This window comes from Pelagimonas varians (assembly GCF_003208435.1).
GTDB classification, from domain to species: Bacteria; Pseudomonadota; Alphaproteobacteria; order Rhodobacterales; family Rhodobacteraceae; genus Pelagimonas; species Pelagimonas varians.
The window spans coordinates 80,387-92,985 of record NZ_QKMF01000011.1; the positions used below are offsets into that span (position 1 = coordinate 80,387).

12 protein-coding genes are annotated in these 12,599 nt (G+C 56.0%); 2 read left to right on the top strand and 10 right to left on the bottom strand.

Features of this window, described 5'->3' with window-relative positions; all coding sequences use genetic code 11:
• Positions 1–59: 59 nt before the first annotated feature.
• From rnhB to groES, 4 genes are all read right to left on the bottom strand, one after another.
• Positions 60–671: a ribonuclease HII gene (rnhB, locus tag C8N36_RS14860; protein WP_097805478.1), complete on the bottom strand. Its 612-nt coding sequence runs from the start codon at positions 669–671 to the stop codon at positions 60–62.
• A gap of 50 nt (positions 672–721) precedes the next feature.
• Positions 722–1,036 (bottom strand): hypothetical protein, encoded by a 315-nt coding sequence (locus tag C8N36_RS14865; protein WP_097805479.1) that lies wholly within the window; start codon positions 1,034–1,036, stop codon positions 722–724.
• Positions 1,037–1,224: 188 nt separating this feature from the next.
• A complete protein-coding gene (gene groL / locus C8N36_RS14870; protein ID WP_097805480.1) occupies positions 1,225–2,868 on the bottom strand; it encodes a chaperonin GroEL in 1,644 nt (547 codons plus the stop codon).
• Positions 2,869–2,934: 66 nt separating this feature from the next.
• Positions 2,935–3,222, bottom strand: coding sequence for a co-chaperone GroES (gene groES / locus C8N36_RS14875; RefSeq protein WP_097805481.1), 288 nt, complete (start codon positions 3,220–3,222; stop codon positions 2,935–2,937).
• A 267-nt stretch (positions 3,223–3,489) separates the two neighbouring features.
• Between groES and C8N36_RS14880 the strand changes: the two genes are divergently transcribed.
• Positions 3,490–4,419 (top strand): L-lactate dehydrogenase, encoded by a 930-nt coding sequence (locus C8N36_RS14880; RefSeq protein ID WP_097805482.1) that lies wholly within the window; start codon positions 3,490–3,492, stop codon positions 4,417–4,419.
• A gap of 15 nt (positions 4,420–4,434) precedes the next feature.
• On the opposite strand, the gene C8N36_RS14885 is transcribed toward C8N36_RS14880, so the two are convergent.
• Both C8N36_RS14885 and C8N36_RS14890 read right to left on the bottom strand, forming a co-directional pair.
• Positions 4,435–5,721 carry a DEAD/DEAH box helicase gene (locus C8N36_RS14885; protein ID WP_097805483.1) on the bottom strand — a complete coding sequence of 429 codons (1,287 nt, stop codon included), beginning with the start codon at positions 5,719–5,721 and terminating at the stop codon, positions 4,435–4,437.
• 302 nt (positions 5,722–6,023) lie between these two features.
• Positions 6,024–6,689: a DUF2161 domain-containing phosphodiesterase gene (locus C8N36_RS14890; protein WP_097805484.1), complete on the bottom strand. Its 666-nt coding sequence runs from the start codon at positions 6,687–6,689 to the stop codon at positions 6,024–6,026.
• 72 nt (positions 6,690–6,761) lie between these two features.
• On the opposite strand from C8N36_RS14890, the gene C8N36_RS14895 reads away from it, so the two are divergent.
• The gene (locus C8N36_RS14895; RefSeq protein ID WP_097805485.1) at positions 6,762–7,757 is read left to right on the top strand and encodes a TraB/GumN family protein; all 996 of its coding nucleotides are present in this window, start codon (positions 6,762–6,764) and stop codon (positions 7,755–7,757) included.
• A 14-nt stretch (positions 7,758–7,771) separates the two neighbouring features.
• Here C8N36_RS14895 and C8N36_RS14900 read toward each other — a convergent pair whose 3' ends face one another.
• The 4 genes from C8N36_RS14900 to coaBC all read right to left on the bottom strand — a co-directional run bounded on the left by C8N36_RS14900 (position 7,772) and on the right by coaBC (position 12,584).
• The gene (locus C8N36_RS14900; RefSeq protein ID WP_097805558.1) at positions 7,772–9,781 is read right to left on the bottom strand and encodes a M3 family metallopeptidase; all 2,010 of its coding nucleotides are present in this window, start codon (positions 9,779–9,781) and stop codon (positions 7,772–7,774) included.
• A gap of 63 nt (positions 9,782–9,844) precedes the next feature.
• On the bottom strand, positions 9,845–10,888 hold the full coding sequence (locus C8N36_RS14905; protein WP_097805559.1) for a HesA/MoeB/ThiF family protein: 1,044 nt from the start codon (positions 10,886–10,888) through the stop codon (positions 9,845–9,847).
• Positions 10,889–10,892: 4 nt separating this feature from the next.
• Positions 10,893–11,327 carry a dUTP diphosphatase gene (gene dut, locus C8N36_RS14910; RefSeq protein WP_303745210.1) on the bottom strand — a complete coding sequence of 145 codons (435 nt, stop codon included), beginning with the start codon at positions 11,325–11,327 and terminating at the stop codon, positions 10,893–10,895.
• A 51-nt stretch (positions 11,328–11,378) separates the two neighbouring features.
• Positions 11,379–12,584 (bottom strand): bifunctional phosphopantothenoylcysteine decarboxylase/phosphopantothenate--cysteine ligase CoaBC, encoded by a 1,206-nt coding sequence (coaBC, locus tag C8N36_RS14915; RefSeq protein WP_097805560.1) that lies wholly within the window; start codon positions 12,582–12,584, stop codon positions 11,379–11,381.
• Positions 12,585–12,599 lie beyond the last annotated feature (15 nt).

The following is a 12,599-nucleotide window of genomic DNA, read 5'->3' on the forward strand; positions in this document are numbered from 1 at the left end:
TCAGAATGATTCATTGATGATTCGCGGTCAAATTCTTTATTAAATCAGCGCGTTACGATTTACTCTTGATACAATATATTGTGCACCGGTTTGAATGATCGTCTATGATGTGGGGTTACCCCAAGATTTTGCAGTGCAGATTTGTGACATTTGGTTGGATAGCCTGCGTTCTTTTCCCAACCATAACCTGGGTAGTGTTGCGCGATCTCAGTCATGACAAAATCCCGCCATGTTTTGGCCACAATTGAGGCCGCCGCGATACAAGTTGATCGACTGTCCCCCTTGACGATTGCGGTCGCGGGGCAAGGCAGGTTCTTAGGCAACCGATTCCCATCGACCAGCAGGTGGTCGGGGCGAATCGGCAGGCCTTCCACGGCTCGTTTCATCGCAAGCATGCTGGCATGGAGGATATTGATCTCGTCAATTTCTTCGACGGTGGCCTCGGCAATACTGAATACCGCCGTTTCGCGAATAATCAGATTAAGCGCATCACGCTTCTTTTGTGAGAGCTTTTTGGAGTCGTTCAGCCCTTCGGGGATGTTAGTGGGGTCCAAGATGACGGCACAGGCCACCACAGGCCCCGCCAGAGGGCCACGCCCGACTTCATCCACCCCGGCCAGCCGCACACCGCGCGCATGGTAAGGGGTGTCTAGATTCTCTATCATTGTCATGACGACCAGAAACCCGATCGCAGCACAGCTGGCAAGCCTGCCCTAACCGGTCAATCTTGGTTTGGGCCCTGATCCAGCACAGCAGACACCAAGGAGAGCACAGCCACCTCTTCGCTGACCTCGCGGCCATCGATCCGTTCAGCCAGTTGCATCCGTTCATCCAAGGACAGCGGGATCAGCAACGGCTGCGAATTGCCTGCTGCGACTTCGGTCGTCCAATCAATATTGGCCTTTAGGGATTGAAGCAAAGATTGACGCAATAGGTAGCCCAAAGGCAGGTTGGCAGGCGAAATCGCATGCAGCTTGTTGCGCATCCCATCCGGGACACTGACCGTCAGGCCTTTTCTAAGGTCATGGCAACTCATGTCTTCCCCCAAGACATTCAAACTAGTGGGATTAGGTTAACAGAATACTTCACCATGCAGAAGATGCTCTGACATCTCGCAGTCATATATTTGTGCAACATTCTCGAATCATTCCCTAAAACGAAACAAGGGCCCCCAAAGGGGACCCTTGCCTGTTCTGTCAGTTTATCCCAAGCGGGAAGAACTGATTACATCATGCCGCCCATGCCGCCCATGTCGGGCATGCCGCCGCCTGGCGCGCCGCCGTCTTTCGACGGCTTGTCGGCAACCATGGCTTCGGTTGTGATCAGCAGACCAGCAATAGAAGACGCATCTTCAAGCGCTGTCCGTGCCACTTTGGCAGGATCGATAACACCAAACGAGAACATGTCGCCATATTCTTCGGTCTGAGCATTGAAGCCGAAAGTTGTGTCGTCGGATTCGCGAACTTTGCCCGCAACAACCGCACCGTCTACACCAGCGTTCTCAGCGATCTGACGCAGAGGCGCTTCGAGAGCACGGCGAACGATTGCGATACCGGCGTTCTGGTCAGGGTTTGCACCTTCCAGACCTTCCAAGCCTTTGCCAGCCTGAACCAGAGCAACACCACCACCAACGATGACGCCTTCTTGAACAGCAGCGCGGGTTGCGTTCAGAGCATCGTCAACACGATCTTTACGCTCTTTCACTTCAACTTCGGTCATGCCGCCAACGCGGATAACGGCAACGCCGCCAGCCAGTTTAGCAACACGTTCCTGCAGCTTTTCACGATCATAGTCAGATGTAGTTTCTTCGATCTGTGCGCGGATCTGAGCAACACGTGCTGCGATTTCGGCTTTTTCGCCGGCACCGTCAACAACAGTTGTTTCGTCCTTGGTGATCTGAACTTTCTTGGCGGTGCCAAGCATATCCATGGTCACGGACTCAAGCTTCATGCCCAGGTCTTCTGCGATCACTTGGCCACCGGTCAGGATGGCAAGATCCTGCAGCATGGCTTTGCGACGGTCACCAAAGCCAGGGGCTTTGACCGCTGCGATTTTCAGGCCGCCGCGCAGTTTGTTCACAACCAAAGTTGCCAGCGCTTCGCCTTCAACATCTTCAGCAATGATCAGCAGAGGCTTTTGCGACTGGATCACTTGCTCAAGCAAAGGAACCATTGGCTGCAGCGACGAAAGTTTCTTTTCGTGAAGCAGGATCAAGCAGTCTTCCAGCTCGGCAGTCATTTTGTCAGCGTTGGTGACAAAATAAGGCGACAGGTAGCCGCGGTCGAACTGCATGCCTTCAACAACAGTGGTCTCGGTTTCGAGGCCCTTGTTCTCTTCGACTGTGATAACACCTTCGTTGCCGACCTTCTGCATCGCGTCAGCAATTTGCTGGCCGATTGCAGCTTCGCCGTTGGCGGAGATGGTGCCAACCTGAGCAACTTCGGCGCTGTCGTTGACAGGGCGCGCCATGTCACGAATGCCTTGAACGACTTTGGCAGTAGCCAAGTCGATGCCGCGCTTCAGATCCATTGGGTTCAGACCAGCAGCAACCTGCTTGAGGCCTTCTTTGACGATGGCCTGAGCCAGAACCGTCGCAGTGGTGGTACCGTCGCCAGCTTCGTCATTGGTGCGCGAAGCTACTTCTTTCACCATCTGTGCGCCCATGTTCTCGAACTTGTCTTCAAGCTCGATCTCTTTGGCAACAGATACACCGTCTTTGGTGATGCGCGGTGCGCCGAACGACTTGTCCAGGATCACGTTGCGGCCTTTGGGGCCCAGTGTCACTTTGACGGCGTCTGCGAGGATGTTGACGCCTGCCAGCATACGATTGCGAGCGTCGGTATCGAATTTCACGTCCTTAGCGGCCATGTGTATTCTCCTAAGAATTCTTTAGTTGGTCAGAAAGGATGGCCCAGTTGGCCATCAGCTTCGTCTTCAGCCGATAATGCCGAGGATGTCGCTTTCTTTCATGATCAGCAGCTCTTCGCCGTCCAGAGTGATCTCTGTACCGGACCATTTGCCAAACAGGATGGTGTCACCCTCTTTGACGTCCATTGCGATGCGGTCGCCGTCTTCGTCACGTGCGCCTGCGCCAACAGCAACAACTTTGCCTTCAGCGGGCTTTTCTTTTGCGCTTTCGGGGATGATCAGACCACCAGCGGTCTTTTCTTCACCTTCAAGGCGGCGAACAACTACGCGATCGTGAAGCGGTGTAAATGCCATTCTTCGAGTCTCCTTAGCTCAAAGCTATCCTCTAAAGACCCCTGCTGGGGCCATTAGCACTCATCAAGTGCGAGTGCTAACGAGGCATAGCTAGGCACCGTTTCGCAGTGAGTCAACCGGATGTGCCGAAATTAATTGCAAGTCAGGCCGCACGCCAAGGCAGCATCCTGCACAAAGCCCTGTATCTCTGGTAAATTCGACCAGAAAAGGGCATCACTTCACCAAGAACATTTAGCGCAAACATGGCGATGGCACGAGGGCAATAACATGAAAATCGGAATCATCGGGGCCGGAATGGTCGGCTCTGCGGCAGCATTTTCTTGTGTGATGCGAGGGGCCGCGTCCCGTATTGTCTTGGTTGACCTGGACAAAGCCCGCGCCCGTGCCGAAGCTGAGGACATCGCCCATGCAGTGCCCTTTGCCCATGCCGTGCAAATCGATGCCGGGGAATATGACGATTTATCCGGTGCCAAAGTCGTCATATTGGCCTGCGGAGTCAGCCAAAAACCCGGCGAAACCCGGCTGCAACTACTGGAGCGCAACGCCACTGTGTTTCGCAGTGTGGTGGGGGATGTGATGCGGGTTTGTCCCGAAGCTATTTTGCTGGTCGCCTCCAATCCGGTGGATGTCATGGGGCAGATTACGCAGCGCCTTTCAGGTCTGCCACCAGAGCGGGTGATTGGCTCCGGCACCATTTTGGATACCGCGCGGTTTCGCTGGCTGGTCGGGCGGCACTTGGGCATCGCACCCAGCTCTGTGCATGGTTACGTCTTGGGAGAGCATGGCGATTCAGAGGTTTTGGCATGGTCTTCTGCCCGCGTGGGATCGACGTCGGTTGCCGGGTTTGCGGCGCAGATCGGCAGTCCGATCACACAGGACGTACGCGCAAAAATCGACACAGGTGTACGCCGCGCCGCGTATACGATTATCGAGGGCAAAGGGGCCACTTGGTATGGGATCGGGGCGGGGCTGTCGCGGATTGTTTCAGCCATCGCATCGGACGAGCAAGCTGTGCTGACCGTATCCACCGTATCAAATGTGCTGGGCGTGCCAGATGTGGCTTGTTCAGTTCCAAGAGTGGTCGGCGCAAATGGCGTTAGCGCCGAATTGCTGCCAGATCTTTCAGACCAAGAAACCGAGGCGCTGCGCGCCTCGGCCGAATTGTTGAAAACGACGGTCGAACAAGTGTCAATCTAGCGTCGTTTGGTCGTCTTAGCGCCCGCCGCCAGACCGACGACGTTTTGGCGCGCCGCCGGGACGACCACCGGAATTGGCAGGCTTGCCACCGCCGCGACCAAAGTTGCCGCCACGGCCACCGCCGCCTCCTCCGCCACCACGTCCGCGCTGCGGCTTGGGGGCATCGACCGGAATGGGCTGTTCACCACTGGCCACCGGAATTTCCTTTTTCATCACTTTTTCAACTTGCCAAAGCAGGCGAACCTCTTCGGCGCAGCAAAACGCGATGGCCTGACCTTCGCGGCCAGCACGAGCCGTCCGGCCAATACGGTGCACGTAGTTTTCCGCAACTTCAGGCAGGTCGTAGTTGATGACATACGCAACGCCGGGAATATCGATGCCGCGCGCCGCTACATCCGTGGCAACAAGCACATTGATTTCACCTGCGCGGAAAGCTTTGATCGCCCGATCGCGCTGTCCCTGGCTTTTGTTGCCGTGGATCGAAGCTGCGTTAAAACCATCCGCGACCAGCCCCTTCATAAGTTTTTCCGCGCCATGTTTGGTCCGCGAAAATACAAGTGTCAGGGCCTCTTTGTCAGCAGCCAGAATTTCACGCAATTTACGCGGCTTGGCTCCTTTGTCGAGGTAGTGAACCGATTGCTCGATCTTGTCAGCGGCTTTGCCGGGGGGCGAAACCTGAACCTTTTTCGGGTCGTTCAAGTAGGCGCGGCTCAGCTCTTCCATCTGTTTGGGCATAGTGGCCGAAAACAGCATAGTCTGGCGGGGTGTGCCCAATTCAGGCGCGATCCGGCGCAGCGCGTGAATAAAGCCCATGTCCAGCATTTGGTCCGCTTCGTCCAAGATCAGGTTCTGAACCGAGCTCAGATCAACCGCACGGCGGTCCATCAAGTCAATCAAACGGCCAGGTGTTGCCACCAGAACATGAGTACCGCGACCCAAAACCTGGATCTGCTTGTTGATGGATTGGCCGCCAACAACAGTTGCCACCTTAAGAGGTGTTTTTGTGGTCAAAACCTTAATGTTGTCCGCAATTTGATTCACAAGTTCGCGGGTCGGGGCCAATATTAGTGCCCAAGCGGTCTTGGGTGCCGGTTTGCCATGCATGCCGAGCAAAGTGTTTACCAGCGGCAAACCAAAGGCCAGCGTTTTACCGGTGCCGGTTTGGGCAAGGCCCATGATGTCGTGACCGGCCAGCGCCAAAGGCACGGCCTGTGTCTGGATCGGTGTTGGAGTTTCAAAACCAGCTTCTTTAAGCGCAGCGTTAAGGGCAGGTTTCAGGCCAAGTTCGTCAAAGTTCAACAAAGATAAATCCTTTGGAGCCGCAACAAGCCAGTGCCCGCGCGACAGATGTCCACAGCCGCATGGATCATGCGACCAAGTGAGGGTGTGGCAAGACCTCTGGGCAGTGGGAGTATCCCAGTCTGACCGGCCTTTGCCTTTGCAGCCCTGCGTGATGGGGAAACGTTATCTGGTGTCACTGAGAGCACATAAGGCTCGGCTAGCTCACGCGGCAGCGCAGCGACTGATGTGCCAATGACGGTTTATTTGCGTTTCGTCAAGCTATAGTAAGGGGTGGCATGCACCTTGAACGGCGAAACCCTTCGTCATTCCCAACTATAGGCCCAATGTTTCAATCCTTGGTGTCCTGTCTTGGACAGTTGGTAGACGCCCTTTTCGACCTTATCAAACCAACCATAATGATTGTCCCGCATGATCGTCGTGGCTTTGCCGACCTTGGTTGCCTTGGCCACGTCTTTGCCCCGGCTCGCACCGACCTCTGCCAGCATTGCTGCACATTTTAACGAATCCTGCCGGTAGCCGGTGACAATGCCATGCCGTGTCGCCCCGCCTTTGTTCGGATCCCCTTCCAGGCGTTGGAATTCCCGCAACAGCCGCGATTGGCGATTTTTGTTTTTGCGCGGAGCATAGGGGCCGGGATCGCATTGCACCTCGACGGTAAAATCGGGCCGCACCGTGATAAAACCCAGCCCAAGACGACGGCACATCGCCATATTGTCCTTTAGCGCCCGTTTGGCGGTTTTTCCTTTGGGCTTGGGCACAGCGATATAGACGGCATCGGTGATAGCCAGACGCGTGACCGCTTGATGGTAAAGTGACAAGGTAATGCTAAGCTTAAGCTCCACGATAACCGGTGGCTCATCGCCGCGCACAGCCATAACGTCCGCAGCACCAACTTCGCCTTTTACCGCATACCCCTGCCCTTCGAGCATCTTTTTAACCGGTCCGTAAAGATCGCTTTCCCGCCGCATAGCTGCCTATTTCACCTGTTCTTCTAACCCACAACGCGCCTAAACTGCCCCAAGTTTCATCCCGGAGCCACCATGTTAAGATATCTTTTTACGTTTCTCGTTTGCACTTTGGCTGCCCAGTCTGCTGAGGCCACCTGTGCGGGGACCGACTTGCGGTCCGGCTTAACCGCAATGCAGCGCAATGAACTAAAGAACAGCGTAGATGCGACGCCCTTTGCGTCCGGAAATCATTGGCAGGCAGTGCGCGGTGAAGACGTTCTTCATTTGATCGGGACGCTCCACCTTGATGATCCACGCCTGAAGGCACCGTTTGATCGCTTGGCCCCCTTGGTTCAATCAGCGGACCTGCTGCTGTTAGAAGCCAATGATCGTGACACCACGGATTTGCAAAAAAGGCTTGCCTCTGATCCGTCTCTCATCTTGCTTCAAGGCGACACACTTATTGATTTGATGCCTGCACCTGATTGGGACCGCTTGGCAGAGGCGGCGCAGGCACGCGGTATCCCACCCTTTATGGCCGCGAAAATGCAGCCATGGTATTTGTCTATGACCTTGGCCATCCCACCCTGCATGATGGCGGACTTCCAATCTGGGGCCAACGGCTTGGATGCCCAGCTAAATCAGGTGGCAAACGATGCAAATGTGCCAACCCGGTCGCTAGAAGACACCCAGACGCTGTTTCAGATATTTGCGCAAGAACCGCTTGAAACGCAAATCGACATGATGAAAGTCAGCCTGACGGACGCTGAAACCGCAGAAAACGGCATGACAACCACACTCGCCACATACTTTGAAGAACAGATTGCAGAAGGCTGGCATATCAACCGAATTCTAGCGCCCCAACTCTCCCAGATGAGCAAGAACCAAGCCGATGCGGTTTTCGAAGAATTGGAGCAAGAACTGCTGGTGAACCGAAACCGCGCTTGGATACCCGTTATTCTGGATGCTGCTGCTGAAACGGACGGTCCAATTGTTGTGGCCTTTGGTGCCGCACATTTGATGGGGGAATTTGGTGTGCTGAACCTTCTGGCACAAGAGGGCTTTACCCTTTCGCGCCAGAAGTTTTGATCGCGCGGACGCGTTTAACCCGCCAGACCGCGCCCTTTCAGCAAGGCATCGACGCCGGGCATCCGCCCCCGAAAGGCCATATAAAGCTCTTGTGCGTCACGTGATCCGCCTGCCGAAAGAATGAACTGCTCCAACTTCTTGGCCATTGCCGGATCGAAGGGATCGCCGACCTCTTCAAAGGCCTCGAATGCATCGGCATCCATCACTTCAGACCACATATAGCTGTAGTAGCCGCTGCTATAGCCATCGCCCGCAAAAACATGTGCGAAATGCGGGGTCGCATGGCGCATGCCAATGGCGCGCGGCATTCCGAGGGTCTCCAACACCTCCGCCTGTTTTTGCATCACATCCGCAGGGGCCGAGCCTTGGTGAAACGCAAGGTCAACCAAGGCCGACGCCACATATTCAACCGTCGAAAACCCCATGTCGAAATTGGCGGCCCCCAACACTTTGTCGAGCAGACCTTTGGGCATCGGAGCGCCGGTTTCTGCATGGGTTGCGAATTTTTCTAGCACCTCGGGCACATCAAGCCAGTGCTCATACAACTGGCTGGGCAATTCCACAAAATCACGCGCCACCGAAGTGCCGGAAATCATGTCATAGGTCACGTCCGACAGCATTTGATGCAATGCATGTCCGAATTCATGGAACAAGGTGCGCGCGTCATCATACGACAGCAACGCGGGATCCCCTTTGGCAAAGTTGCACACGTTCACAACGATCGGAATCTGCACATCGGGGAACTTGCGCTGCGCACGAATGGCAGAACACCATGCGCCGGACCGTTTTGACCCGCGGGCAAAATAATCACCAATAAAGACGGCAATCGGCTGGCCGTCGCGGCTGACTTCCCATGCGCGGGCATCTTCGTGGTACAAAGCCACATCAAGCGGCGCAAATTCCAGCCCGAACAGACGCGTTGCGCAATCAAAAGACGCATCGATCATCCGGTCCAATTGGAAATAAGGCTTAACCTCAGCCTCCTCCAGATCATGCTCTGCCTGACGCCGCTTTTCTGCGTAGTATCGCCAATCCCAAGCTTCCAACGGGCCGCTGATTCCATCGGCCCGCAACATCGCCTCTAGAACCTCAGCGTCCGAATTCGCCTGTTGTTTGGCAGGTTCCCAAACCGCCATCAGCAAATCGCGCACACGGTCCGGATTGCCTGCCATTTCGGTTTCAAGCTTGTAGGCCGCAAAATCGCCATAGCCCAAAAGCTTGGCCCGCTCTTCACGAAGCGCCAATGTCTCGCCCGCAATGCCGCGATTGTCGGTCTCTCCGCCATTCGCGCCGCGAGCCCCCCAGGCGGCATAGGCTTTTTCACGCAAATCACGGCGCTTCGAGAATTGCAAAAACGGGACAATGATGGAACGGGACAAAGTCACCACTGGGCCAAGTCCACGCTCTTTGCCCGCTTGGTACATTGCACCAGTGACAAAATCCGGCAGCCCGTCCAGATCGCTTTCAGCCAGCTCCATCGCCCAATCACGTTCATCGGCCAAAAGGTTCTGGGTGAAGGACGTGCCCAGCACCGCCAAACGGTTTTTCACATCGGCCATGCGACCAGCATCATCTCCGGTCAGCGCCGCCCCCGCACGCACAAAGCTTCGGTGCATGAGCATCAAAACCCGTTGCTGTTCGTCGTTCAGATCCAAACTGCCGCGCGCATCCCATACCGCACGGATACGGTCGAACAAAGCGGTGTTCGAATAGATCGCCGAACTATGCGCCGAAAGCTTGGGCGACACTTCCCGCATCAAGGCTTCGCGCGCCTCGTTGCTGTCGGCACCGGCCACATTAAAGAAAACAGACGCAACCTGATCCAGCGCTGCGCCGGTGCGCATCAACCCTTCGATGGTGTTTTCAAAGGTCGGCGCATCCGGGTTGTTCACCACCTCGTCTACTTCGGCCAGATCCTGCGCCATCGCGGCGTCAAACGCCGGGGCAAAATCGCTGTCGGAAATCTTGTTGAAGGGGGGGATGCCAAAGGGCGTTTGCCAATCTTGCAGCAAGGGGTTGGTCATTTCGATCTCCATAACTTTGAGGGAAATCTAGGGCGCACAACCGCCCGCTGCAATGGGGAGACCCTATGCCTGCGCCCCACAACACGGACAATTGTCACGTTTTTTCAATGTTATCTTGCGGGTTTCCCCCCAAAGCGCATCGTAGATCAGCATTTCCCCGCGCAGCACCGCCCCGGCGCCGGTGATAATCTTGACGGCTTCGACTGCCATCATGGATCCGACAACCCCCGGCAAGGGGCCCAAAACTCCGGCTTCTGCGCAACTGGGCGCCAATTCTGGTGCAGGCGCGCTTGGGAAAATACACTGGTAGCAGGGGCCGCCGTGGGCGGGATCAAAAACACTGATCTGCCCCTCCCATTGGCTAAGCGCACCGGAAATCAACGGCTTGCCCGCCGCAGTCGCGACTTCGTTCACCAGATAGCGCGTGTCGAAATTATCGGTTCCATCCAATACAAGATCAAAGTCCCCGATCAGGTCGGTTGCAATGTCAGCGGTAAACCGTCGCTTGTAGGGCAACACCTGCAAATAAGGATTGATCGCCTTCATCCGCGCTTCGGCTGAAAAGACTTTCGCCGTATCAATCGCGTCATCGCTGTGGATCACTTGCCGTTGCAAGTTGCCAACGTCGACCTCATCGTCGTCGATCACGCCAATCGTGCCGACACCTGCCGCCGCCAGATAGAGCAACGCCGGAGAGCCAAGCCCCCCGGCCCCAACGACCAAAATCCGCGCCTCTTTCAGCTTTTTTTGCCCCGGCCCGCCCAATTCGCGCAAGACAATATGGCGGGTGTAGCGGTGCAATTCGCCTTCGGCAAACAGGGGGGATGTGTCACTCACGGGGGCGTCCTTGGCACTGGCTTGGGCCTTTAGCTTAGCCAAACCGATCCGATAGACCCAGACCAAGCCTGCACTTCCCAGAAGGATCAACCAAAAAGCCGCACTTCCCCCCGTCGCGACACGCAGCGCATGCCCGTCAGGCAACGTCAGATTAAAAAGGATAACAGTGCTAAACAGCACCGCCAGCAGCGCCAATCGCAACCGTTTGGGCAGGTGAAATACATGCCCAGCGCCCCAAAGGAACGCGGCTAAAGCAAGAACAAGGAACACGTCATTATCTCCCGGTTGACCCAAAACCACCGGTGCCGCGGTCGGTATCGTCCAAAGCGTAGACGAGCGCAAAATCGGCCATGACAACAGGTGCGACGATCATCTGCGCAATACGATCCCCATGGGCGATATCAAATTTCTCTTGCCCGGCATTCATCACAATAACCCCCAAAGGGCCGCGATAATCGCTATCGATGGTGCCCGGGCTATTGGGCAAGGTGATCCCGTGCTTGAGCGCCAATCCAGAGCGCGGCCGCAATTGCACTTCGTAACCAAGCGGAATGGCCAAACGCAGCCCCGTCGGAACCAAGGCGCGCGCACCCGCCGCCAAAGTTAGCGTCCCACGATCAGGAAAGTTCGCCCGAAGGTCGGCACCGGCTGCGCCCACCGAAGCATAGAAAGGCAGCCCAAGGGTTTGATCTGCACCGTCGTCCCACATCACTTGAATAGCGATCACGTCTTACCTCTTTTGCCAATTCTTGAACTGCGCCTAGACAGCGCCCAATGTCTGGGCAATGCGGTCTGCCAAACGTGCGGCAACGGCATCTTTGCCCATACGCGGCCATGCCTCGGACCCGTCCTCGGAAATCAGAACCACGGCATTTTCCGACCCGCCCATGATACCGGTTTCAGGCGAAACATCATTGGCAACAATCCAGTCACAGCCCTTGCGCACCCGCTTGGAGGTGGCGTTTTCAACAACGTCATCCGTTTCAGCCGCAAATCCAACCACCAGCCCCGGACGCCCATCTGTCATTTGCGAAACTTCGGCCAGAATGTCAGGGTTTTCAGCAAACTCCAGAACAGGCAAACCCGCTTTTGTCTTCTTGATCTTGCTGCGTGAGGCGCTGGCAACACGCCAATCGGCAACCGCCGCGGCAAAAACACCTGCATCAACCGGAAGCGACGACAGCACCGCATCGCGCATTTCTTGCGCGGTTTCGATCTCAATGATCTGCACGCCGGTCGGGCGCGCGGCCTCTGCAGGGCCTGTGACAAAAATCACTTCGGCCCCCAGTGAACGCAGGGCATTTGCAATTGCCGTGCCTTGCGATCCAGAGGACCGGTTGGCGATATATCGCACCGGATCAATCGGCTCATGCGTCGGACCAGAGGTAACAAGAATCCTGCGCCCGTGTAACGGGCCGTCTGCCAGCGCCGTTTCGACCGCTGCGACAATTTCCATAGGTTCGGCCATCCGGCCGGGGCCGTATTCGCCGCAGGCCATGTCACCCTCGTTGGGGCCAACTACAGCAACACCATCACCTTGTAAGGTCATCAAATTGCGCTGTGTGGCCGGATGATCCCACATGCGGACGTTCATCGACGGGGCCATCATCACCGGCGTGTCCGTCGCCATCAACAATGTGGTGGCCAAATCATTGGCATGCCCGTTTGCCATTTTAGCCATCAAATCCGCCGTGGCCGGAGCAACCAAAACCAAATCCGCAACGCGGCTGAGCTGGATATGGCCCATCTCCGCCTCTTTGGTCAGGTCAAACAGGTCACGGTGCACCTCTTCGCCGGCCAGCGCTGACACAGACAGAGGGGTCACAAATTCTTCGGATGCGCGGGTCATCACCGGGCTGACAACAGCGCCACGTTCACGCAACCGGCGGATCAGGTCGAGGCATTTATATGCCGCTATCCCACCGCCAATAATCAAAAGAATGCGTTTGCCTGTCAGTTTGCCCATCTGCATGACCCCACT

Excerpts from the sequence above, each read along its gene's own strand:
- rnhB (WP_097805478.1), bottom strand. The coding sequence starts at position 671 with ATGACAATGATAGAGAATCTAGACACCCCTTACCATGCGCGCGGTGTG.
- C8N36_RS14865 (WP_097805479.1), bottom strand. The coding sequence starts at position 1,036 with ATGAGTTGCCATGACCTTAGAAAAGGCCTGACGGTCAGTGTCCCGGAT.
- groL (WP_097805480.1), bottom strand. The coding sequence starts at position 2,868 with ATGGCCGCTAAGGACGTGAAATTCGATACCGACGCTCGCAATCGTATG.
- groES (WP_097805481.1), bottom strand. The coding sequence starts at position 3,222 with ATGGCATTTACACCGCTTCACGATCGCGTAGTTGTTCGCCGCCTTGAA.
- C8N36_RS14880 (WP_097805482.1), top strand. The coding sequence starts at position 3,490 with ATGAAAATCGGAATCATCGGGGCCGGAATGGTCGGCTCTGCGGCAGCA.
- C8N36_RS14890 (WP_097805484.1), bottom strand. The coding sequence starts at position 6,689 with ATGCGGCGGGAAAGCGATCTTTACGGACCGGTTAAAAAGATGCTCGAA.
- C8N36_RS14895 (WP_097805485.1), top strand. The coding sequence starts at position 6,762 with ATGTTAAGATATCTTTTTACGTTTCTCGTTTGCACTTTGGCTGCCCAG.
- C8N36_RS14900 (WP_097805558.1), bottom strand. The coding sequence starts at position 9,781 with ATGACCAACCCCTTGCTGCAAGATTGGCAAACGCCCTTTGGCATCCCC.
- dut (WP_303745210.1), bottom strand. The coding sequence starts at position 11,327 with ATGTGGGACGACGGTGCAGATCAAACCCTTGGGCTGCCTTTCTATGCT.
- coaBC (WP_097805560.1), bottom strand. The coding sequence starts at position 12,584 with ATGGGCAAACTGACAGGCAAACGCATTCTTTTGATTATTGGCGGTGGG.